Annotated in this window: 21 protein-coding genes; 16 read left to right on the top strand and 5 right to left on the bottom strand. The window is 54.3% G+C overall.

Annotation, left to right across the window (positions count from 1 at the left end):
* Window positions 1–268 precede the first annotated feature (268 nt).
* The 5 genes from CV945_RS02600 (at window position 269) to phoU (ending at window position 4,719) form a co-directional block, all read left to right on the top strand.
* The gene (locus CV945_RS02600) at window positions 269–1,234 is read left to right on the top strand and encodes a PstS family phosphate ABC transporter substrate-binding protein (protein WP_063165265.1); all 966 of its coding nucleotides are present in this window, start codon (window positions 269–271) and stop codon (window positions 1,232–1,234) included.
* An 85-nt stretch (window positions 1,235–1,319) separates the two neighbouring features.
* The gene (gene pstC / locus CV945_RS02595; protein ID WP_063165266.1) at window positions 1,320–2,273 is read left to right on the top strand and encodes a phosphate ABC transporter permease subunit PstC; all 954 of its coding nucleotides are present in this window, start codon (window positions 1,320–1,322) and stop codon (window positions 2,271–2,273) included.
* A gap of 5 nt (window positions 2,274–2,278) precedes the next feature.
* The gene (gene pstA / locus CV945_RS02590) at window positions 2,279–3,160 is read left to right on the top strand and encodes a phosphate ABC transporter permease PstA (RefSeq protein ID WP_198518478.1); all 882 of its coding nucleotides are present in this window, start codon (window positions 2,279–2,281) and stop codon (window positions 3,158–3,160) included.
* Window positions 3,161–3,199: 39 nt separating this feature from the next.
* Window positions 3,200–4,042 carry a phosphate ABC transporter ATP-binding protein PstB gene (gene pstB, locus CV945_RS02585; RefSeq protein ID WP_044743156.1) on the top strand — a complete coding sequence of 281 codons (843 nt, stop codon included), beginning with the start codon at window positions 3,200–3,202 and terminating at the stop codon, window positions 4,040–4,042.
* A 23-nt stretch (window positions 4,043–4,065) separates the two neighbouring features.
* Window positions 4,066–4,719 (top strand): phosphate signaling complex protein PhoU, encoded by a 654-nt coding sequence (phoU, locus tag CV945_RS02580; RefSeq protein ID WP_063330783.1) that lies wholly within the window; start codon window positions 4,066–4,068, stop codon window positions 4,717–4,719.
* A 52-nt stretch (window positions 4,720–4,771) separates the two neighbouring features.
* On the opposite strand, the gene CV945_RS02575 is transcribed toward phoU, so the two are convergent.
* Together CV945_RS02575 and CV945_RS02570 are read right to left on the bottom strand one after the other, a co-directional pair.
* Window positions 4,772–5,206: an MltG/YceG/YrrL family protein gene (locus CV945_RS02575; RefSeq protein ID WP_100659076.1), complete on the bottom strand. Its 435-nt coding sequence runs from the start codon at window positions 5,204–5,206 to the stop codon at window positions 4,772–4,774.
* Window positions 5,203–5,544: a hypothetical protein gene (locus CV945_RS02570; RefSeq protein WP_063330781.1), complete on the bottom strand. Its 342-nt coding sequence runs from the start codon at window positions 5,542–5,544 to the stop codon at window positions 5,203–5,205. The genes CV945_RS02575 and CV945_RS02570 overlap by 4 nt, the downstream gene beginning before the upstream one ends.
* A gap of 166 nt (window positions 5,545–5,710) precedes the next feature.
* Here CV945_RS02570 and rpmG point away from each other — a divergent pair, with 166 nt between their 5' ends.
* From rpmG to CV945_RS02550, 5 genes are all read left to right on the top strand, one after another.
* Window positions 5,711–5,860: a 50S ribosomal protein L33 gene (gene rpmG / locus CV945_RS02565; protein ID WP_011231931.1), complete on the top strand. Its 150-nt coding sequence runs from the start codon at window positions 5,711–5,713 to the stop codon at window positions 5,858–5,860.
* Window positions 5,861–5,918: 58 nt separating this feature from the next.
* Complete coding sequence (locus CV945_RS02560) at window positions 5,919–6,488, top strand: 5-formyltetrahydrofolate cyclo-ligase (protein WP_033010210.1); 570 nt, start codon at window positions 5,919–5,921, stop codon at window positions 6,486–6,488.
* Window positions 6,478–7,254: a DUF92 domain-containing protein gene (locus CV945_RS02555; protein ID WP_044743159.1), complete on the top strand. Its 777-nt coding sequence runs from the start codon at window positions 6,478–6,480 to the stop codon at window positions 7,252–7,254. The genes CV945_RS02560 and CV945_RS02555 overlap by 11 nt, the downstream gene beginning before the upstream one ends.
* A gap of 76 nt (window positions 7,255–7,330) precedes the next feature.
* Entirely contained in the window at window positions 7,331–7,507 is a 177-nt protein-coding gene (locus tag CV945_RS17185) for a hypothetical protein (RefSeq protein ID WP_167438915.1), read from the top strand.
* A 204-nt stretch (window positions 7,508–7,711) separates the two neighbouring features.
* Window positions 7,712–8,884, top strand: coding sequence for a rhomboid family intramembrane serine protease (locus CV945_RS02550; RefSeq protein WP_198518477.1), 1,173 nt, complete (start codon window positions 7,712–7,714; stop codon window positions 8,882–8,884).
* Here the strand turns inward: CV945_RS02550 and CV945_RS02545 are convergent.
* Window positions 8,881–9,750, bottom strand: a complete 870-nt coding sequence (locus CV945_RS02545) for a hypothetical protein (protein WP_063330778.1) — start codon at window positions 9,748–9,750, stop codon at window positions 8,881–8,883. The genes CV945_RS02550 and CV945_RS02545 overlap by 4 nt on opposite strands.
* 125 nt (window positions 9,751–9,875) lie before the next feature.
* On the opposite strand from CV945_RS02545, the gene CV945_RS02540 reads away from it, so the two are divergent.
* The 4 genes from CV945_RS02540 (at window position 9,876) to CV945_RS02525 (ending at window position 13,877) form a co-directional block, all read left to right on the top strand.
* Entirely contained in the window at window positions 9,876–11,339 is a 1,464-nt protein-coding gene (locus CV945_RS02540) for a spore germination protein (protein WP_033010203.1), read from the top strand.
* Window positions 11,340–11,435: 96 nt separating this feature from the next.
* A complete protein-coding gene (locus tag CV945_RS02535) occupies window positions 11,436–11,648 on the top strand; it encodes a YqgQ family protein (protein WP_033010242.1) in 213 nt (70 codons plus the stop codon).
* 10 nt (window positions 11,649–11,658) lie between these two features.
* Window positions 11,659–12,612 carry an ROK family glucokinase gene (locus CV945_RS02530; RefSeq protein WP_033010241.1) on the top strand — a complete coding sequence of 318 codons (954 nt, stop codon included), beginning with the start codon at window positions 11,659–11,661 and terminating at the stop codon, window positions 12,610–12,612.
* Between the two features lie 101 nt (window positions 12,613–12,713).
* A complete protein-coding gene (locus CV945_RS02525) occupies window positions 12,714–13,877 on the top strand; it encodes a M14 family metallopeptidase (RefSeq protein ID WP_100659075.1) in 1,164 nt (387 codons plus the stop codon).
* Window positions 13,878–13,978: 101 nt separating this feature from the next.
* Here the strand turns inward: CV945_RS02525 and CV945_RS02520 are convergent, their stop codons facing one another.
* Window positions 13,979–14,155, bottom strand: a complete 177-nt coding sequence (locus CV945_RS02520) for a DUF2759 domain-containing protein (protein ID WP_033010201.1) — start codon at window positions 14,153–14,155, stop codon at window positions 13,979–13,981.
* Between the two features lie 178 nt (window positions 14,156–14,333).
* On the opposite strand from CV945_RS02520, the gene CV945_RS02515 reads away from it, so the two are divergent.
* On the top strand, window positions 14,334–14,966 hold the full coding sequence (locus tag CV945_RS02515) for an MBL fold metallo-hydrolase (protein WP_049625174.1): 633 nt from the start codon (window positions 14,334–14,336) through the stop codon (window positions 14,964–14,966).
* A 240-nt stretch (window positions 14,967–15,206) separates the two neighbouring features.
* Window positions 15,207–16,334: a class I SAM-dependent methyltransferase gene (locus CV945_RS02510; RefSeq protein ID WP_100659074.1), complete on the top strand. Its 1,128-nt coding sequence runs from the start codon at window positions 15,207–15,209 to the stop codon at window positions 16,332–16,334.
* A 34-nt stretch (window positions 16,335–16,368) separates the two neighbouring features.
* Here the strand turns inward: CV945_RS02510 and CV945_RS02505 are convergent, their stop codons facing one another.
* Window positions 16,369–16,611 carry a DUF2626 domain-containing protein gene (locus CV945_RS02505; RefSeq protein WP_033010198.1) on the bottom strand — a complete coding sequence of 81 codons (243 nt, stop codon included), beginning with the start codon at window positions 16,609–16,611 and terminating at the stop codon, window positions 16,369–16,371.
* Between the last annotated feature and the right edge of the window lie 105 nt (window positions 16,612–16,716).

The raw sequence follows: 16,716 nt of genomic DNA, 5'->3' as shown, positions 1-16,716 counted from the left end.
TTGAATCAGCCTTTTTATTGAATAAAACAAAGGTGAATAAGCGAATAATAAATACATCCAATTCGCTATTTAACTTGTGCGTGCGGTCAATTTCATTCCTATTTTTCATACAAAAGATAAAGATTTAATTAGGTACCATTTGTCCGAGCCGGACAGTAACGCGGTCGGAATGTTTACACAATCTTAACATTCCGTTTAAACCTCGTTAATAGCCGCCATTTATGATAGGACATGTAAGGAGAAAACGAAATGGGCAGGGGGAAAAACGATGAACAAGTGGAAACGGCTCATGTTATCCGGGGTGCTCAGCGGGGTGATGGTAATCGCTGCTGCCTGTGGCGGAGGCAACGGAGCAGAGGAAAATGACGCCAACGGTGAGTCCGCAGCGAACGAACTGTCGGGCGAAGTGATCATGGATGGCTCCTCGACCGTCTATCCGATTGCGGAGGCAGCCGCTGAAGAATACATGGCTGAACAGCCGAACGTGAAAGTGTCCGTCGGTATGTCGGGAACGGGCGGTGGATTTGAAAAGTTCACGAAAGGGGAAACGGATTTTTCGAACGCTTCCCGTCCGATCAAAGAGGAAGAGAAACAAGCGGCCGCTGCCAACGGCATTGAATTCCAAGAATTTCAACTCGCTTATGATGGCCTTTCTGTCGTTGTCAACAAAGAAAACGACTGGGTTGACTACTTGACGGTCGATGAGCTGAAAAAAATGTGGACGGAAGATGGCACGGTGAAAAAATGGTCGGACATCCGCCCAGGATGGCCGGATGAGGAAATTAAGTTTTTCTCGCCGGGTCATGATTCCGGGACGTATGACTACTTTGATGAAGTGATTTTGGAAGGAAAAGAACTGGTCAAAACGGCTCAACTTGCGGAAGACGACAATATTCTCGTTCGTGGGGTTGAAGGAGATCAATACGCGATCGGCTACTTCGGCTATGCGTATTACTTGGAAAATAAAGATAAGCTGAAAGTGGTTCCGATCGATGGTGGCAACGGTCCGGTCGAGCCGACGAACGAGACGATTGAAACAGGAAAATACACTCCGCTTTCGCGTCCGCTGTTTACGTATGTGAACGTCAAATCGCTGAAAGAAAAACCGCAAGTGTATGACTACATGGAATTCTTGATGGAAACAGCCGGGGACTTGGCGGAAGAAGTTGGTTACGTCCGCCTGCCGGAGGAAAAGTATAAAGAACAGCTTGAAACGTTGAAAGGATTGAAATAGGTTTCGTCAGGCCGGCGACAAGGGATGTCCGTCGGCCTAGACTTGTGACTGCGGCTGGAATATGTCGGAAAGGAGTTTTCGTTTTATGGGGATTCCAACGAAGAAAGAACAGCAGTTATCGGTGCGGGAGATGATTGCCGAAAACCAAACGCGGCAACATTGGCCGAAAAGGATGGAAAAGCTCGCGCCGAAGTTTCTCTTTACATTGGCGGCGCTCTCCGTGCTCGTAACGCTCGGCATTTTGTTTACTCTTCTTTTTGAGACGATCGAATTTTTCCGCCGTGTATCGATTGTTGAGTTTGTCACGAGCAAAGAGTGGCTTCCGTGGAATGAGGAGCATGGATCGTTCGGCGTCGCTCCGCTTGTGACCGGCACGCTGCTGACGACCGGTATCGCTATGCTTTTGGCTGTTCCGGTTGGACTCGCTTCGGCTATTTATTTGAGCGAGTATGCGTCGGAGCGGACGCGCCGAATCATCAAGCCGGCGCTCGAAGTGCTTGCCGGCATTCCGACGATCGTTTACGGATTTTTTGCGTTGACGATCGTGACGCCGTTATTGCAAAAGGTTATTCCGGATTTAGAGATTTTTAATGCGCTCAGCCCGGGGCTCGTGATGGGGATTATGATCATTCCGATGATCGCCTCGCTGTCAGAAGACGCGATGAGCGCGGTGCCGAACTCGATTCGCGAAGGCGCTCTTGCCCTTGGCGCCACAAAGCTTGAAGTGGCGCTTAAGGTCGTGCTTCCCGCCGCTGCTTCTGGAGTGATCGCTTCATTTATTTTAGGCATTTCCCGGGCGGTTGGTGAAACGATGATCGTCGCGGTGGCTGGCGGATCATCGCCGGAATTTACATTTGATGTGACGAAATCGATTCAAACATTAACTGCCTATATCGTCCAAGTGACAACGGGCGACGCCGGTTACGGGACGACGATTTACTACAGCATTTATGCTGTCGGGATGACGCTGTTTGTTTTTACATTGCTTATGAATATATTGGCGCAATACATTTCCCGCCGGTTTAGGGAGGAGTATTGAAAACGATGGAAAACAAAATGGACAAACCGCTCGTTTGGAAGCGAATGAAAGGAAGGCTGGCGCAAAACACCATCCTGCAAGCCATCTTCTTTTTTGCGACCGTTTTTGGACTGATTGCTCTTATGCTGTTATTATCCCGTGTTATTATGCAGGCGATCGGCTGGCTGGATGGCGACTTTTTAAACAGCTTTCCTTCGCGCCGGCCGGAAGAGGCTGGGATCAAATCCGGATTGGTCGGCTCCCTCTGGCTGATGGCAATCGTCGCACCGGTTTCGTTTGTTTTGGGGGTCGGGACGGCCATTTATTTGGAAGAATACGCGCGCAAAAACCGTTTCACCGCTTTTATTCAAACGAATATTTCCAATCTGGCCGGTGTACCGTCGATCGTGTTTGGCTTGCTCGGGTTGACGATTTTCGTCCGTGAGCTCGGGCTCGGGCGCAGCGTGCTTGCAGCTGGATTGACCATGAGCTTGCTCGTTCTTCCGGTGATCGTCGTCGCGGCCCAAGAAGCGATTCGTGCCGTTCCTCAGCAGTTGCGAGAAGCGTCGTATGCCATGGGGGCGACGAAATGGCAAACGGTTTGCCGGGTTGTGCTGCCGGCGGCGCTGCCGGGGATGTTAACGGGGGCGATCTTGGCGCTCTCCCGCGCCGTCGGGGAGACCGCTCCGCTCGTGGTGCTCGGCATTCCAACGTTTATCGCCTACTTGCCGAGCGGCGTGTTCGATACGTTTACCGTTATGCCGCTGCAAATTTACAACTGGACAGGACGGCCGCAAGAGGAGTTTCAGCATGTAGCGGCTGCCGGGATTATCGTCCTGCTCGTCTTTTTAATTTTGATGAATTCGGTCGCGGTGTTGATTCGCAACAAGTTTCAAAAGCGGTTTTAACGCAAAAATTTCGGGGAAGAGCGAAAGGAGACCAATCAGATGATGGCAACAAAAACAAAGAAAACAAAACTCTCACCGTTGGTCGAACCGTCTGCGGCAACGCCGGCGGTCGAAGATGTTGCAACAAAAGGCGTTGTGTACGAGACAACAGATTTAAACTTATGGTATGGTGAACATCATGCGCTGAAGCACATTCATTTAACAATTTATGAAAATGAGGTGACGGCAATTATCGGGCCGTCAGGATGTGGAAAATCGACCTATATTAAAACGTTGAACCGAATGGTCGAGCTCGTGCCGAACGTCCGCATTGCCGGCCAGCTCGTCTACCGCGGGCGCAACATTTTTGACCCTTCCTATCCGGTTGAACAATTGCGGACACAAGTCGGCATGGTGTTTCAAAAGCCGAACCCGTTCCCGAAATCGATTTACGACAATATTGCGTACGGTCCCCGCATTCATGGCATCCGCAATAAAAAAGTGCTCGACGAAATTGTCGAAAAAAGTTTGCGAGGGGCGGCGCTTTGGGATGAGGTAAAAGATCGGCTGCACGATCATGCCTACGGGTTATCAGGCGGACAGCAGCAGCGATTGTGCATCGCCCGCTGTTTGGCGATTGAGCCGGACGTTATTTTAATGGATGAACCGACGTCGGCGCTCGATCCGATTTCCACGTTGAAAATCGAGGAACTTATTCAAGAATTGAAAAAACAATACAGCATCATTATCGTGACCCATAACATGCAGCAAGCGGCCCGCATTTCGGACAAAACAGCGTTTTTCTTGAACGGAGAAGTGATTGAATACGCAGAGACGAACAAGCTGTTTTCCAATCCGGCCGACCAGCGTACAGAAGACTACATTACCGGCCGTTTCGGATAAAAAACAAGGGAGGAAAGCCTGAAATGCGTGAAACGTTTGCTGATGACTTGCGAGCGCTGCACAACAAGCTGGTTGAGATGGGGCGGTTAACAGAAGTGGCATTGCAACAGGCGATTGACGCGTTTCAAACACAAAACAAACATTTGGCGATGGCCGTCATTGACGGAGACGGCTCGATTGACAAGCTCGAAGAAGAAGTGAACGACTTTGCGTTGTGGCTCATTGCGAAACAGCAGCCGGTCGCGACCGACTTGCGCCGCATCATCGCCGCGATCAAAATCGCGGGCGATATCGAGCGGATCGCCGATTTTGCCGTTAATGTCGCCAAGGCGTGCATCCGCATCGGCGGCGAGCCGTTCGTCATCGACATCCGCCCACTAGTGTCGATGCACCAATTGGCGGCAGACATGGTATCGGCGGCTATGACGGCGTACGATCGGGAAGATGCATCGCTGGCTGCACAAATTGCCGATATGGATCGTCAGGTTGACGAGCGGTACGGGGAGATGATGAGAGCGCTGCTTGAGATGGAGAAAACAGATAAAGAGGCGCTGGCGCAAATGAACGTGCTGGCTCTCGTCGCCCGGTATATTGAACGGACGGCGGATCATGCGACCAACATCGCCGAGCATCTCCTTTATCTCGTCAAAGGGAAGCATTATGATTTGAATGATTGATGCAAATACAAAGAAGGAGGCAGTCTTTTCATCATTTGCCTCCTTCTTTCCGTTATGGTTTAGCAATCAAGCGGCTGATTGCCGCATAATCCATATCGCTTCGCACGTTATAGGCGCCGGGGCGGATCGAGCGCGTCAGCCCGTGCTGCTGCAAGTACTCGCGAAACGTGCGAGCGCTTTGAATAATGCCGGCAGCCTCAAGCTCTTTGGCGAACGTTTCCGGAGTGTCGCCTTTTTGGATGACAAGGCGGTATATGTATACTGTTTTCGCCGGTTGCGCAGCCGGCTGTTCAGCCGACGTTTGCCGGTCGCGGCGAAGTTGATCGTATTCGCTTTTCGCAATGGCAACAAGCCCGCGTTGTTCGAGAAACGCCTGCACTTCCGCTTCCGTCGGCGCATCGGGGGCGGAATGATAATACGAGACACCGATGAATGACGTGGCAACAAGCAGGCCGAGAGCAAAGGCGCGCATCGTCCGTTTCTTCATCGCAGCAATCTCCTCACGATCCGCTCGACCTCGGCAACCGTCAAACCGGTCTCTTGCGCAATCTCTTCGAGCGGAAATCCTTGTTTATGCAAAAAGAAGATGCGCCGCTCGGTGTCGGAAAAAGGACCGCGGCGGGGCGGGCGCCGGCGCTCAGGGATGAGCAGTTCCTCCTCGATGACTTGCAGCCGTTTTTTCATTTGATACGTTTCTTGCGCCAACGAGACAGCCAGCTGGTCAATTTGTTCTTCGAGCGGCTTCCATTCGTCTTTGGCGAAAAAGGAAAGGACAAGCAAAAGAATCGATAAGGCCGCCAAGGCGATGATCATGTATTCTACCATCATGAATCCCTCCTCTTTTCACTATATCATATCGTATTCTATTTGTGGCCGGTCTTGTGGAAAAAGATAAAATGGAGGGAAATGAAATTTAGAGGTGGAAATCGTCGCAGAAAAATGCTATCATAGAAAGGTCTGATTATATAAAGCACGTTTGGAGGGAAAAAGGATGCGTGTGAACATTACACTGGCATGCACAGAATGCGGCGAACGCAACTATATTACGTCCAAAAATAAACGCAACAACCCGGAACGTCTTGAACTGAAAAAATATTGCCCGCGGGACCGCAAAGTTACGTTGCACCGCGAAACGAAGTAAGCAGTAGGAACGCCATTCCTGCTGCTTTTTTATCTTTCGGACAGAGAGGGGAGCGACGATGGACCGCAAACGGGAACTGCGCCGTCATATGCTCAGCCGGCTTCGGCAGCTTCCGGCGCCTGAAAAACGAGTTTGCGACCGGCAAATTGCCGGTTATTTATATCAATGGACGCCGTGGAAACAAGCCCGGGCGATCGCCATCACGGTGGCGCGGGAGACGGAAGTGGATACGGCGCCGATCATTGAACAAGCTTGGAGGGAAGGAAAAAAAGTCGGCGTGCCAAAATGCGACCCAGCGGCGAAAACGATGACGTTTCGGCGGATCGTGTCGTTTGCCCAGCTTGAAGAGGCGTATGCCGGGCTGCTTGAGCCGATCGAGGAACAAACGACGGCGATGGATCGCGAGGAGTTTGATCTCATTATTGTTCCAGGAGTGTGTTTTGCCAAAAATGGCTTTCGGATCGGCTACGGCGGCGGGTATTATGACCGGTACTTGCCGGGGGCGGCGGCAGTGACGGCGGCGCTTGCCTATTCGTTTCAAGTGGTGGACGACATCCCAGCAGAAGAACATGACGTGCCGGTAGAGTTCATTATTACCGATAAAGGGGTCATTCGCTGTGAGCGGTGAATGGGCGTATATTGCTGCATCCGCCATCGCAGCCGGCGGCGGGTGGCTGCTGCGCTTGCTGTCCGCCTCGGGAGCGGCGGCGACCGTTGTTGTCGGCGCCTTGGTTGGGTATGGTTTTTCATGGAGCGGGCTATGGTTGCTGGGATTATTTTTTGCCAGCTCCAGCTTTTTCAGCCATATCGGGAGGCGGAAAAAGGAGAAACTCGCCGAAAAGGTGGCAAAAGGGGGGCGGCGCGATGCGGTCCAAGTGCTGGCCAACGGTGGAGTGCCGGCTGCGCTCGGACTGCTGGCGGCGCTGCTCCCTGACCCGGTTTGGAACGAGCTGTTCGTCGTCGCGGTCGCGGCGGCGAACGCCGATACATGGGCGTCGGAAATCGGTGCCTTGAGCCGGCGTCCGCCGCGGACATGGCCGAGTTTTCAGTCGGTCGAGGCCGGCACTTCCGGAGCGGTGACGCTCCTTGGCACGGCCGCTTCCCTTGCTGGGGCGCTGTTCATCGCCGCCAGCGGCGCGTTGCTCCTTCCCGCTGCACCGTGGCTCCCCCTTGCACTGTTCGGCTGGTTTGGCAGCTGGCTGGATACATGGCTTGGCGCCGCCTGGCAGACCGTTTACCGCTGTCCGGTATGCGGGATCGCCACCGAGCGAAAACAGCATTGCGGGCGGATGACCGTTCAGGTGAAAGGATGGCGCTGGCTTGACAACGATGCCGTCAACGTCTTGTCGGCTGCCGGTGCGGTGCTTGCCGCCGCCCTTGTGCTGGGGCGTTAGGCCGTCTGCTTCATAATTAAGGGGAAAAAGGGAAAAAAGAATAACGAGCATGTCATATGATGAAGGGGGAACACCAATGAACAAATGGTCGTACTCGCTGTTGGCGGTCGCAGCCGGATGGCTCGCCTATCGTTATCGTTACCGAATGGCTGACTGGGCGTTGCGCATTCCGCCGCTGCGAAAGCAGCTTGTTCGCTTTGCGCTCAACATTCCGGCGGTGCGCAACGCGGTTGTGTCGCAAATGTTGCGCTAGAGAGGCGGTGGCCGGCTGGCCGTTTTATGATGCCGCGAACGGGAAGCTGGCCACCCTTATCGTCGATTTCAAAGCGGGCGGGTGGAAAAAGCGCGCCTGGGGCGGGAACGGCACAGCCTCCCTCTGGATTGCGCTGGATCATCCAGACAGCCGGAGCTTTGCTGTCCGCCGGGTTCGGCCTGCCGGAGAAAGGGAGAGGAGAACATGGTTGGAACGATGGATGTATTGTTTTGGCAGCTTGTTCATCTTTTGCTTCGCGGCGGTTACCGCATCGCGCGGATGGCCGAACGCGGGGATGAAGTATGGCTCGAATCGGCCCGCTGGCGGCGGCCGACACTCATCCGCCTCGTCCGCGCCGATTTCGACTGGAGTCGGTCGCTGCGTCTTGATATGGAATATACGTGGCAATTCATTCGGCGGATGGACGGACGGGCAACCGGCAGAGGAGGCCAGGTTGTCAACGTATACATCATGGCGTATCCGCCGGTTGATGACTGGGAGTTTCTCATTGACGAACCGCTGCCGCTTTTAGGGACGGGCGATGGCGCGTTTCATACGCTTCTCATTCATAGCGGCAACATCAATGACATGCTGCCGCGGCTCGAGGAGATGACCGGGGCGGCGCTCCGCCCGGCTCCATCTGCGGAAGAGGAAGACCCGTTCGCCGCCGCCGAGCGTTTCAAACATCAAGTGCTGACGGAATGGCGCCGCCAACGGGAGGAAGAGCGGCGCATTTTTGAATACGGCAGGCCGGTGTTCACTCGGCTGCTGATGATCGTGCAAGTCGCTATGTTTTTTGTTCTCGAGTGGAGCGGTGGCAGCACGGACCCCAACGTCTTGATCCGGTATGGCGCCAAATTCAATCCGCTCATTGAGGCGGGGGAATGGTGGCGATTTTTGACGCCGATGTTTTTGCATATCGGGTTTTTGCATTTGTTGACGAACACGTTTGCGCTGTATTATTTAGGGACGACGACAGAGCGGTTGTACGGTTCGCTTCGCTTTTTGATCATTTATGCAACGGCTGGTTTTTTCGGAACGCTGTCGAGCTTTTTGTTCACTCCATCGATTTCGGCCGGGGCGTCCGGCGCCATTTTCGGATTGTTTGGGGCGCTTCTTTATTTTGGGACGGTTTACCGGCATCTATTTTTTCGGACGATGGGCATGAACGTAATCAGCTTAATCGTCGTCAACCTGCTGTTTGGCCTGCTTGTTCCCGGCATTGACAACGCCGGCCATATCGGCGGGCTTGTCGGCGGCTTTCTGGCAGCGGGTGCTGTCCATTTGCCGAAGCAGACCGCTTCGGGGCGGCAGGCCGGCGCATTGGCCGCCGCGTTGTTATTGGCAGCGTCCGGCTTATGGCTTGGTTTCCGCTAAGGAACTTGGATGAGCATGACTTTGTCTCCATTTTTCGCTTCAAGCAAAACAAGGATTTGACCGTAATCTTTCCGGATCAAAATAAGGGGCACCGTGCTGCCGATCGGCGAGAGGATGGAGCCATCCTCTTTTTTTATGCCGAGAACGTACGACTTATAGATCCCCTCCCATAGGCGGCCGATGATCGTCTGTGTTTTTGTCATCGACAAGCCGGGCAGCGGTTGTTCCGTATAAGCGACAAGCTCCGGCAAATAAAGGGCGTAGTAGTCTTCTTTCGATAGCGAAAAATGGGAAAGCAGCTCGTCCGCCTTATGGCGGAGAAATTCGTTCGTTGCCTTGTTCAAGACGCGCTGCCATTCGCGCTCGGCGCCCGTTTTCGGCCGGCGGAATGATGCGAGCGGATGGTATGGCGAGTCGATGACATACAAATACGCGCTTGACATCGTTTGGCTGCTTGTGATCGTTTCGCCCCTGTGCAGTTCACCATGATGGAACGAAATGGCTTGGAAAAAACGGCTGTCATGCATAATTGCTGTTTTTTCCATGGCGATCGTTCCGGTGTTCGTCTCCCATCGGGACAATACATCAACCAATCGGCCGTCAGCAAACAGCAATGAAACGTCTTGCCGCAAATAGGCGCGGCGGTTCAGCGTGGAGACAGTGGACCAACGCAGCGAATAGCGCCCGCGCTCTTTGTTTGTTGCAAGCGCAAGAGTGGTTTTCGCTTCGGTGAACACCGCCTCGCGGTCAAGCGGGAAAAATTTAATCGTTTCCTCGGTGCGCTGACGCTCCCACCACGAAAACAGCGCAGCTATAGCGGCGAGAAAAAACGCTGCTCCTACGGCGGCCAACAACCATCGTCTCATGGCATCCTCCCTGAGCGGACAAGTTTCCACCAATATATGCATAGAAAGGGACATTTATGTATGAATTTCCTGCTGGTTGTCTATGATGGGGAGTATACAGTGACACGAGATGCAGGGGGATGGCGATGGACAAACGTGTGCCGAAACGGCCAGCTTCATGCCGTCTCCAAGACAATGCGGCTTACTTAGCCGAGCGGCTTGGGGTCGGCAAAAGCTTTGATGTCATCCGCCTCGACGTCGAGTATGGCGGCCGGGCGATGGCATTGTTTATGATTGACGGGTTTGTGAAAGACGATATTTTGCATTATTTAATGAGAAATTTGTCCCATCTAGACGAGGGTGAACTGGACGCTGATCCGCTCGAAAAACTGTTAAAAAGGCATCTTCCTTATGTAGAAATCGGGCAAACGAACGATCTCGAGGAGGCGGTCGCCGCCGTGCTTGCCGGACCGACGGCGCTCGTCGTTGATGGCGTGGATCGCATCCTTTTAATTGACGCCCGCACCTATCCAGTGCGCGGCCCGCAGGAGCCGGACACTGAGCGGGTAGTGCGCGGGGCGCGCGACGGGTTTGTGGAAACGATCATCTTTAATACGGCTCTCATCCGCCGCCGCGTCCGCGACCCGTCGCTGCGGATGGAATATGTACAGGTGGCGCGCCGCTCGAAAACGGACATTTGCATTTGCTATATTGAAGAAATTGCCGACCCGGAACTTGTCCGCCGCGTCCGGCAGTCGATTTCCGCCATCGATACGGACGGGCTCGTGATGGCGGAAAAGACGGTTGAAGAGTTTATTTCCGGGCGGCATTGGAACCCGTACCCGGTCGTTCGTTATACGGAGCGTCCTGATACGGCGGCCGCCCATTTGTACGAAGGGCATGTGCTCGTCATCGTTGACGGGTCGCCAAGCGTCATGATCACCCCGGCAACGTTTTGGCATCATTTGCAGCATGCCGAAGAATACCGGAACAAGCCGATCGTCGGGGCGTATTTGCGGCTCGTTCGCTTTTTGGCTGTCTGGGCGTCGGTGTTTTTGTTGCCGCTTTGGTATTTATTGATGACGGAGCCGGAACTGCTGCCGGGGCCGCTGCAGTTTTTAGGAAAGGCGAAATTAGGCGATATTCCGCTTTTTGCCCAAATTTTGATGATCGAAATCGGCATGGATATGCTGCGAATGGCCGCCATTCATACGCCGTCCTCGCTGGCGACAGCGCTCGGTTTGGTGGCGGCGCTTATGATCGGCGGCATTGCCGTGGAGGTCGGCCTCTTTTCCAACGAAGTGATTTTATATTTCTCGGTTGCCGCCATCGGCACGTTTGCGACGCCAAGCTATGAGATGAGCTTGGCGAACCGGCTCGTCCGCATTGCTTTGCTGATCTTGTCCGGCCTGTTCGGCCTGTACGGCTATGTGCTCGGCCTTACTGTTTGGATCATCTCCTTGGCCCGGATGTCGTCGTTTGGCATCCCGTATTTATGGCCGTTTATTCCGTTTTCTTATCGGGCGATGCGCGATGTGCTCATCCGCTCGCCGATGCCGCTGAAAAACCGGCGGCCGGCCATTCTTCATCCGCGCGACCCTGACCGTTGACGCAGGCGCTCTATTTCCCGGCGCCTGCTTTTTTGTCTTGACGGCTGCGGATATTTGCCGATACATTAAAAAGGGAGAAAAGGAGAATCAATGACGATGAAGACAGTATACGATGTGCAACAGCTGCTCAAACAGTTTGGCACGATCATTTATGTCGGCGACCGGCTCGCCGATTTGGAGCTGATGGAGGAGGAAGTGAAAGAGCTGTACGAGTCTCAGCTCATCGATGTCAAACAATTGCAGGCTGCGTTATTTGTTTTGCGGCAGGAAGCGCAAATCGAGCGGGAAAAACGAATGAGAAAAGGATGAGGGAATGGCAATGGAACAATGGTTGGCAGGCATCGATCTTGGCGGCACGACGACGAAGATGGCGTTTATTACAGAAGACGGAATCATTGTACACAAATGGGAAATCCCAACAGACACGTCCAACCGCGGCGAACGGATCGTCGCCCATATCGCCCGGTCGTTGGATGAAACGCTCGCCCGGCTTGGCGGAACGAAAGAACAGCTGCTCGCCATCGGAATCGGCGCCCCCGGGCCGGTTCAGGAAGAAACAGGAATGCTGTATGAAGCGGTCAATCTAGGATGGAAACACTACCCCTTAAAACGACAGCTCGAAGAAGAGACAGGGCTGCCGGTGGCCGTCGACAATGACGCGAATATCGCCGCCCTCGGCGAAATGTGGAAAGGGGCCGGGGGAGGGGCGCGCCATTTGCTGTTTGTGACGCTCGGCACCGGCGTTGGCGGCGGCGTAATCGCCAACGGGGCCATCGTGCGCGGGACGAACGGCGCCGGTGGAGAAATTGGCCATATGACGATGGTTGCAGACGGCGGCGCGCCGTGCAACTGCGGCAAAACGGGCTGTTTGGAAACGATTGCGTCGGCGACCGGCATTGTGCGGATTGCCGGCGAAAAGCTGGCTGCCAGCGAGCGTCCGAGCGCGCTCCGCGGCGGCGATGTCACCGCCAAAGCTGTGTTTGACGCCGCCAAAACGGGGGATGCGCTCGCGCTTGAGGTTGTTGAGGAGGTGACGCGCTATCTCGGTTTGGCGTTGGCGAATGCGGCCAATGTAACCAATCCGGAGAAAATTGTGATCGGCGGCGGTGTCTCGAAAGCGGGGGCACTGCTCGTTGAGCATGTCGCCGCCCATTTCCGCCGCTATGCTTTTCCGCGTGTCGCCGCCGGAGCGGAGATCGTGCTGGCAACGCTCGGCAATGACGCCGGAGTCATCGGCGGCGCCTGGTTGGCGAAATCGCTCATCGGCGCCTAAACCGCAACGGCTTGCTCCAGCAAGGGAGCAAGCCGTTGTTTTCATTTTTTGGCGCCTGCCGCATATGTTGAAGGTAGAAGAAAGGGAAGGGGAGATGGCGCATGCGCGTCCAAGCATGGCCTGGCGATACGCTTGAAAAATACGGGCAATGGTTTTCAGTGCCGACGGAGTTGATTGTAGACGCCAATCCACATGTCGACAAAGGAAGGCTGCGTCCCGGACAGACAGTCGCTATTCCGGGATATGGCGTCATCGAGTCATGGGAAACACTCTCCCGCAGTCTATCGCTGCCGATCGAGGCGTTGCGGCGGATGTCGGGGGCGATGGCGGTCATTGACGGAACAGCGCCGCTGCCTATGCGGATCGCCGCTCCTGTCGTTCGCAGCGTCCGGCCGTACGATTTTGCCGCTTTGACGGAGGATATTGACGCGATCGTCCGCCATTACCCGTTTGTGCGCCAGCGGACGATCGGATACAGCGTGCTCGGTTTGCCGCTTGTTGAGCTGCAAATCGGCCGCGGCCCGGTGCGCGTCCATATGAACGGATCGTTCCATGCCAACGAATGGATTACAACGGCAGTATTAATGGCGCTCATCGATGACTATGTGCGGGCGCTTGTCAATGACGACATGTTGGCCGGCCGCCGGGTTCTCGAGTATTACCATAAAACGACTCTTTCCGTCGTGCCGATGGTCAATCCCGATGGCGTCAATCTTGTGTTGAACGGTCCTCCCGAGAAGGAGCCGCACCGGAGTGAAGCCATCCGCATTAACGGTGGGGCCGCTGATTTTTCCCAGTGGAAAGCGAACATTCGTGGCATCGACTTAAACAACCAGTTTCCGGCCCGCTGGGAAATTGAACAGGCGCGCAAACCGCCAAAGGGACCGGCGCCGCGTGATTTTCCCGGCTTCGCCCCACTCACCGAGCCGGAGGCGAAAGCGATGGCAGCGCTGGCTGAAGAAGGGGATTTTGCAATGGTTGTTGCGTTTCATACACAAGGAAAGGAGATTTATTGGGGGTACGAAGGATTGGAGCCGCCAGAAGCGGAGGCGGCCGTCAAGGCGATGGCCGAAGCGAGCGGATACCAAGCGATTCGCTATATTGACAGCCACGCCGGCTACCGCGACTGGTTCATTCAGACATGGCGGCGCAGAGGCTATACGGTCGAACTCGGAGAAGGGGTCAACCCGCTGCCGCTTTCGCAATTTGCGCAAATATACCGCGACAGCCTCGGTTTGTTTTTGGCTGCGCTCGAAATGGCTTGAAGGCGGCGTTTGCGGAGAAATGCCGCATGGGCTGCCAATTGCATCGCAATGCTCTGAAAGGCGTGAAAAAACGCAAGAGGCTCCGTCCGCCTCTTGCGTTTTCAGTGTGTGCCTGTCGGAATGCCGTGGTGCAAAATCGTCATCACTGTAAACCAGCCGAAAACCGCCGCTGTGCCAAGCCCAAATAAAAATCCGAGCACATTTTTCTCGCGCAGCGTGCGGAGCATGCCGTAAAGGGCGAGCAACGTCACGAGCGCAAAAATAATGACTGTACCCATCCGTTTTACCCCCTTGTGAAACAGTATGTACAAGCGAGCTCATTCTTTTTCATTGTAATCTTTTTTTTTTCTTTTGTCGAGGTCTGTTCCGCATTTGCATGTTTCTCTTTCATCGGCGGGAGAAAAACGGTAAAATAAGGATAACGCTGACCATGCCAACGATAAGGAGGAGACGGTGATGGAATGGACGCGCATTCCTGTCGGCCCGATTCAGGCGAACGCCTACTTGTTGTCGGCCGCGGACGGTGCATGTGTCATCATTGACCCTGGAGCGGAAGGAGCAACGATCGTGCGCCGAATTGAAGAAAAGAAATTGACCCCGCTGGCGATTTTGCTGACGCATGCCCATTTTGACCATATCGGCGGCATTTCTGATGTGCTCGCCCGCTGGGATATTCCCGTGTATGTGCATGAAAACGAAAAATCATGGCTGCAAGATCCGGCGCTCAACGGTTCACTTTATTTCGGCGGTCCGGTCGTTGTCCGTTGCGAGCCGACATGCCTTACAGGGCGGACGACGTTGACGATCGGTCCGTTTGTGTTTGACGTGCGGGAAACGCCTGGCCATTCGCCGGGCAGCGTCTCGTATTACTGTGAAGCCGCGCAGCTCGTATTTTCAGGCGATGCGCTGTTTGCCGGCAGCATCGGGCGCACCGATTTGCCGGGCGGCAACCACCAGCAGCTGTTGGCAAGCATTCACCGCAAGCTGTTGACGCTGCCTGAAGAGACGTTGGTTTTGTCCGGGCATGGACCGGAGACGACGATCGGCATGGAAATGGACACCAATCCATTTTTGCACGGGTTTTCTTGATTTCCCGGCAGCCGCCGCACGGCAGAGCTTCCGGAGAGGACATGGAAACAGGCAGACAGGCGTCTGCCTGTGAAGCCTGCAAAATAAAAAAACCCCTCTCAGCCGCGCCAAGAAGGGTTTTTGGGGGATGTTCTATCCATAATAATGGGAGGGGATATAGTTAAGCTACTACTATAACCATATACCATTGTTTTCACTATGTCAATAGTAAAAATAAAAAATTTAAGGAAGGAAACCATCATGGGACAACTGTACGAACAAATTGCCGCGGCGCCGGGAGGGCGGGTGTCATACGCCGATTATATGAACATGGCGCTTTATGACGCACAGGCGGGCTATTATATGCGCGAGCGGACGAAAATCGGCAGGAAGGGAGATTTCATTACGAACAGCTCGTTCGCTGCCGTATTCGGAAAAGCGCTTGCTTCGTTTTTCATTCGGATTGTCGAGCGGGGCGGCCTGCCGCCGGCGATTTGCGAGTGGGGGGGCGGGGATGGACGTTTGGCGCTGGCGATATTGGAAGAATGGGAGAAAAAAAGCCCTGATACATACCGTGAGTTGTCGTATACGATCATCGATCAAAGCCTGTTCCACCGTCAAAGGCAGCGGGAAACGCTTCGCGCGGCTGCCGATAAAGTGGAGCAATATGACAACGTCTCCCGCTGGCTCGCCGAGCGTGGGCCGTTTTCTGGGATCGTATTCAGCAATGAATTTTTTGACGCACTCCCGGTTCATGTGATTGCAAAGGAACAAGGGATTCTTTATGAATGTTTCGTCGCCGCCCGTGACGGTCGGCTCGTCGAGGAAAAGGAGCCGCTTTGCAATTTGGATATTGCTCGCTACTTGGCTGAGCGCGGCCTCTCGCTTGCCGAAGGGCAGCGCTTGGAAGTGCCGCTCGCGGCACGATCATTTTGGCTTGACATCGGGCCGCAGTTTCGCCAGGCGGTGATGGTGACGATTGATTATGGTTATACGGACGAACAGCTGCGGGCGCCGGCGCGGCGGCACGGCAGCTTGCGGGGTTATTTCCGCCATCGGCTCGTCCCCGACCCGCTTCACCGTCCAGGGGAGATGGATTTGACGGCCCATGTACAATGGGATGCCATCCGCTTGTACGCCCAGCAGACCGGGTGGGAGGAGGTGGCGTTTCTCCGCCAAGATCGGTTTTTGCTTGCTGCCGGTCTCTTGGACGAATGGGCAGTTTCCAAAAGCGCGGAGTTGTTTGCCCCGCCGAGCCGGGAAGACCGGATGCTTCGCGCGTTGGTCGCCGATGACGGCATCAGCCGTTTTTTCGATGTGCTCATCGGACAAAAAGGCGTGAAGCTTCCCATCCCGGACATTTGGGCGGCGCCGGAATTTTTGCCATAAAGACAAACAGGCAGAGAACGGGCTCTGCCTGTTTTCATTCGCCCATGCCGGGCACCATCATGAACGTCGTCCAGTATGTAAAAGCGGCAAAGAAAATCGTCAAATACGCCCCGAAAATGTAAATGTACATTCGCTCGGTCAGTTTCAAAAAGCCGACGAAAAGGAAAAACACGGTTTGGCCAAAGAAGATGAGCGATGTCGTATGCATATGGCCAAGATAAAACATGACGGCAAAAATGCCAGTCCAAAAAGCCAAGACGCGGAACATGCGATCCATTATGTATCCCTCCCTCTAGAAATGTTGATTTATCAAGGCTTTTCGGCCCCTCAGGGGTGTCCAAAAAATATTTTTCGACAAAATCTCTTACATCCTTTTTCAGTT

The sequence above is a fragment of the Geobacillus sp. Manikaran-105 genome (genome assembly GCF_002809955.1).
Lineage (GTDB): Bacteria > Bacillota > Bacilli > Bacillales > Anoxybacillaceae > Geobacillus > Geobacillus thermophilus.
This window is presented reverse-complemented; position numbering and strand designations above follow the sequence as displayed.

Bases quoted from the DNA above. Each gene is read 5' to 3' on its own strand.
- pstC (WP_063165266.1), top strand. From the start codon at position 1,320: ATGGGGATTCCAACGAAGAAAGAACAGCAGTTATCGGTGCGGGAGATG.
- phoU (WP_063330783.1), top strand. From the start codon at position 4,066: ATGCGTGAAACGTTTGCTGATGACTTGCGAGCGCTGCACAACAAGCTG.
- CV945_RS02540 (WP_033010203.1), top strand. From the start codon at position 9,876: ATGGACAAACGTGTGCCGAAACGGCCAGCTTCATGCCGTCTCCAAGAC.
- CV945_RS02550 (WP_198518477.1), top strand. From the start codon at position 7,712: ATGGTTGGAACGATGGATGTATTGTTTTGGCAGCTTGTTCATCTTTTG.
- CV945_RS02510 (WP_100659074.1), top strand. From the start codon at position 15,207: ATGGGACAACTGTACGAACAAATTGCCGCGGCGCCGGGAGGGCGGGTG.
- CV945_RS17185 (WP_167438915.1), top strand. From the start codon at position 7,331: ATGAACAAATGGTCGTACTCGCTGTTGGCGGTCGCAGCCGGATGGCTC.
- CV945_RS02505 (WP_033010198.1), bottom strand. From the start codon at position 16,611: ATGGATCGCATGTTCCGCGTCTTGGCTTTTTGGACTGGCATTTTTGCC.
- CV945_RS02575 (WP_100659076.1), bottom strand. From the start codon at position 5,206: ATGAAGAAACGGACGATGCGCGCCTTTGCTCTCGGCCTGCTTGTTGCC.
- CV945_RS02535 (WP_033010242.1), top strand. From the start codon at position 11,436: ATGAAGACAGTATACGATGTGCAACAGCTGCTCAAACAGTTTGGCACG.
- CV945_RS02515 (WP_049625174.1), top strand. From the start codon at position 14,334: ATGGAATGGACGCGCATTCCTGTCGGCCCGATTCAGGCGAACGCCTAC.
- CV945_RS02570 (WP_063330781.1), bottom strand. From the start codon at position 5,544: ATGGTAGAATACATGATCATCGCCTTGGCGGCCTTATCGATTCTTTTG.
- CV945_RS02545 (WP_063330778.1), bottom strand. From the start codon at position 9,750: ATGAGACGATGGTTGTTGGCCGCCGTAGGAGCAGCGTTTTTTCTCGCC.
- CV945_RS02600 (WP_063165265.1), top strand. From the start codon at position 269: ATGAACAAGTGGAAACGGCTCATGTTATCCGGGGTGCTCAGCGGGGTG.
- CV945_RS02525 (WP_100659075.1), top strand. From the start codon at position 12,714: ATGCGCGTCCAAGCATGGCCTGGCGATACGCTTGAAAAATACGGGCAA.
- pstB (WP_044743156.1), top strand. From the start codon at position 3,200: ATGATGGCAACAAAAACAAAGAAAACAAAACTCTCACCGTTGGTCGAA.
- CV945_RS02520 (WP_033010201.1), bottom strand. From the start codon at position 14,155: ATGGGTACAGTCATTATTTTTGCGCTCGTGACGTTGCTCGCCCTTTAC.
- pstA (WP_198518478.1), top strand. From the start codon at position 2,279: ATGGAAAACAAAATGGACAAACCGCTCGTTTGGAAGCGAATGAAAGGA.
- CV945_RS02560 (WP_033010210.1), top strand. From the start codon at position 5,919: ATGGACCGCAAACGGGAACTGCGCCGTCATATGCTCAGCCGGCTTCGG.
- rpmG (WP_011231931.1), top strand. From the start codon at position 5,711: ATGCGTGTGAACATTACACTGGCATGCACAGAATGCGGCGAACGCAAC.
- CV945_RS02530 (WP_033010241.1), top strand. From the start codon at position 11,659: ATGGAACAATGGTTGGCAGGCATCGATCTTGGCGGCACGACGACGAAG.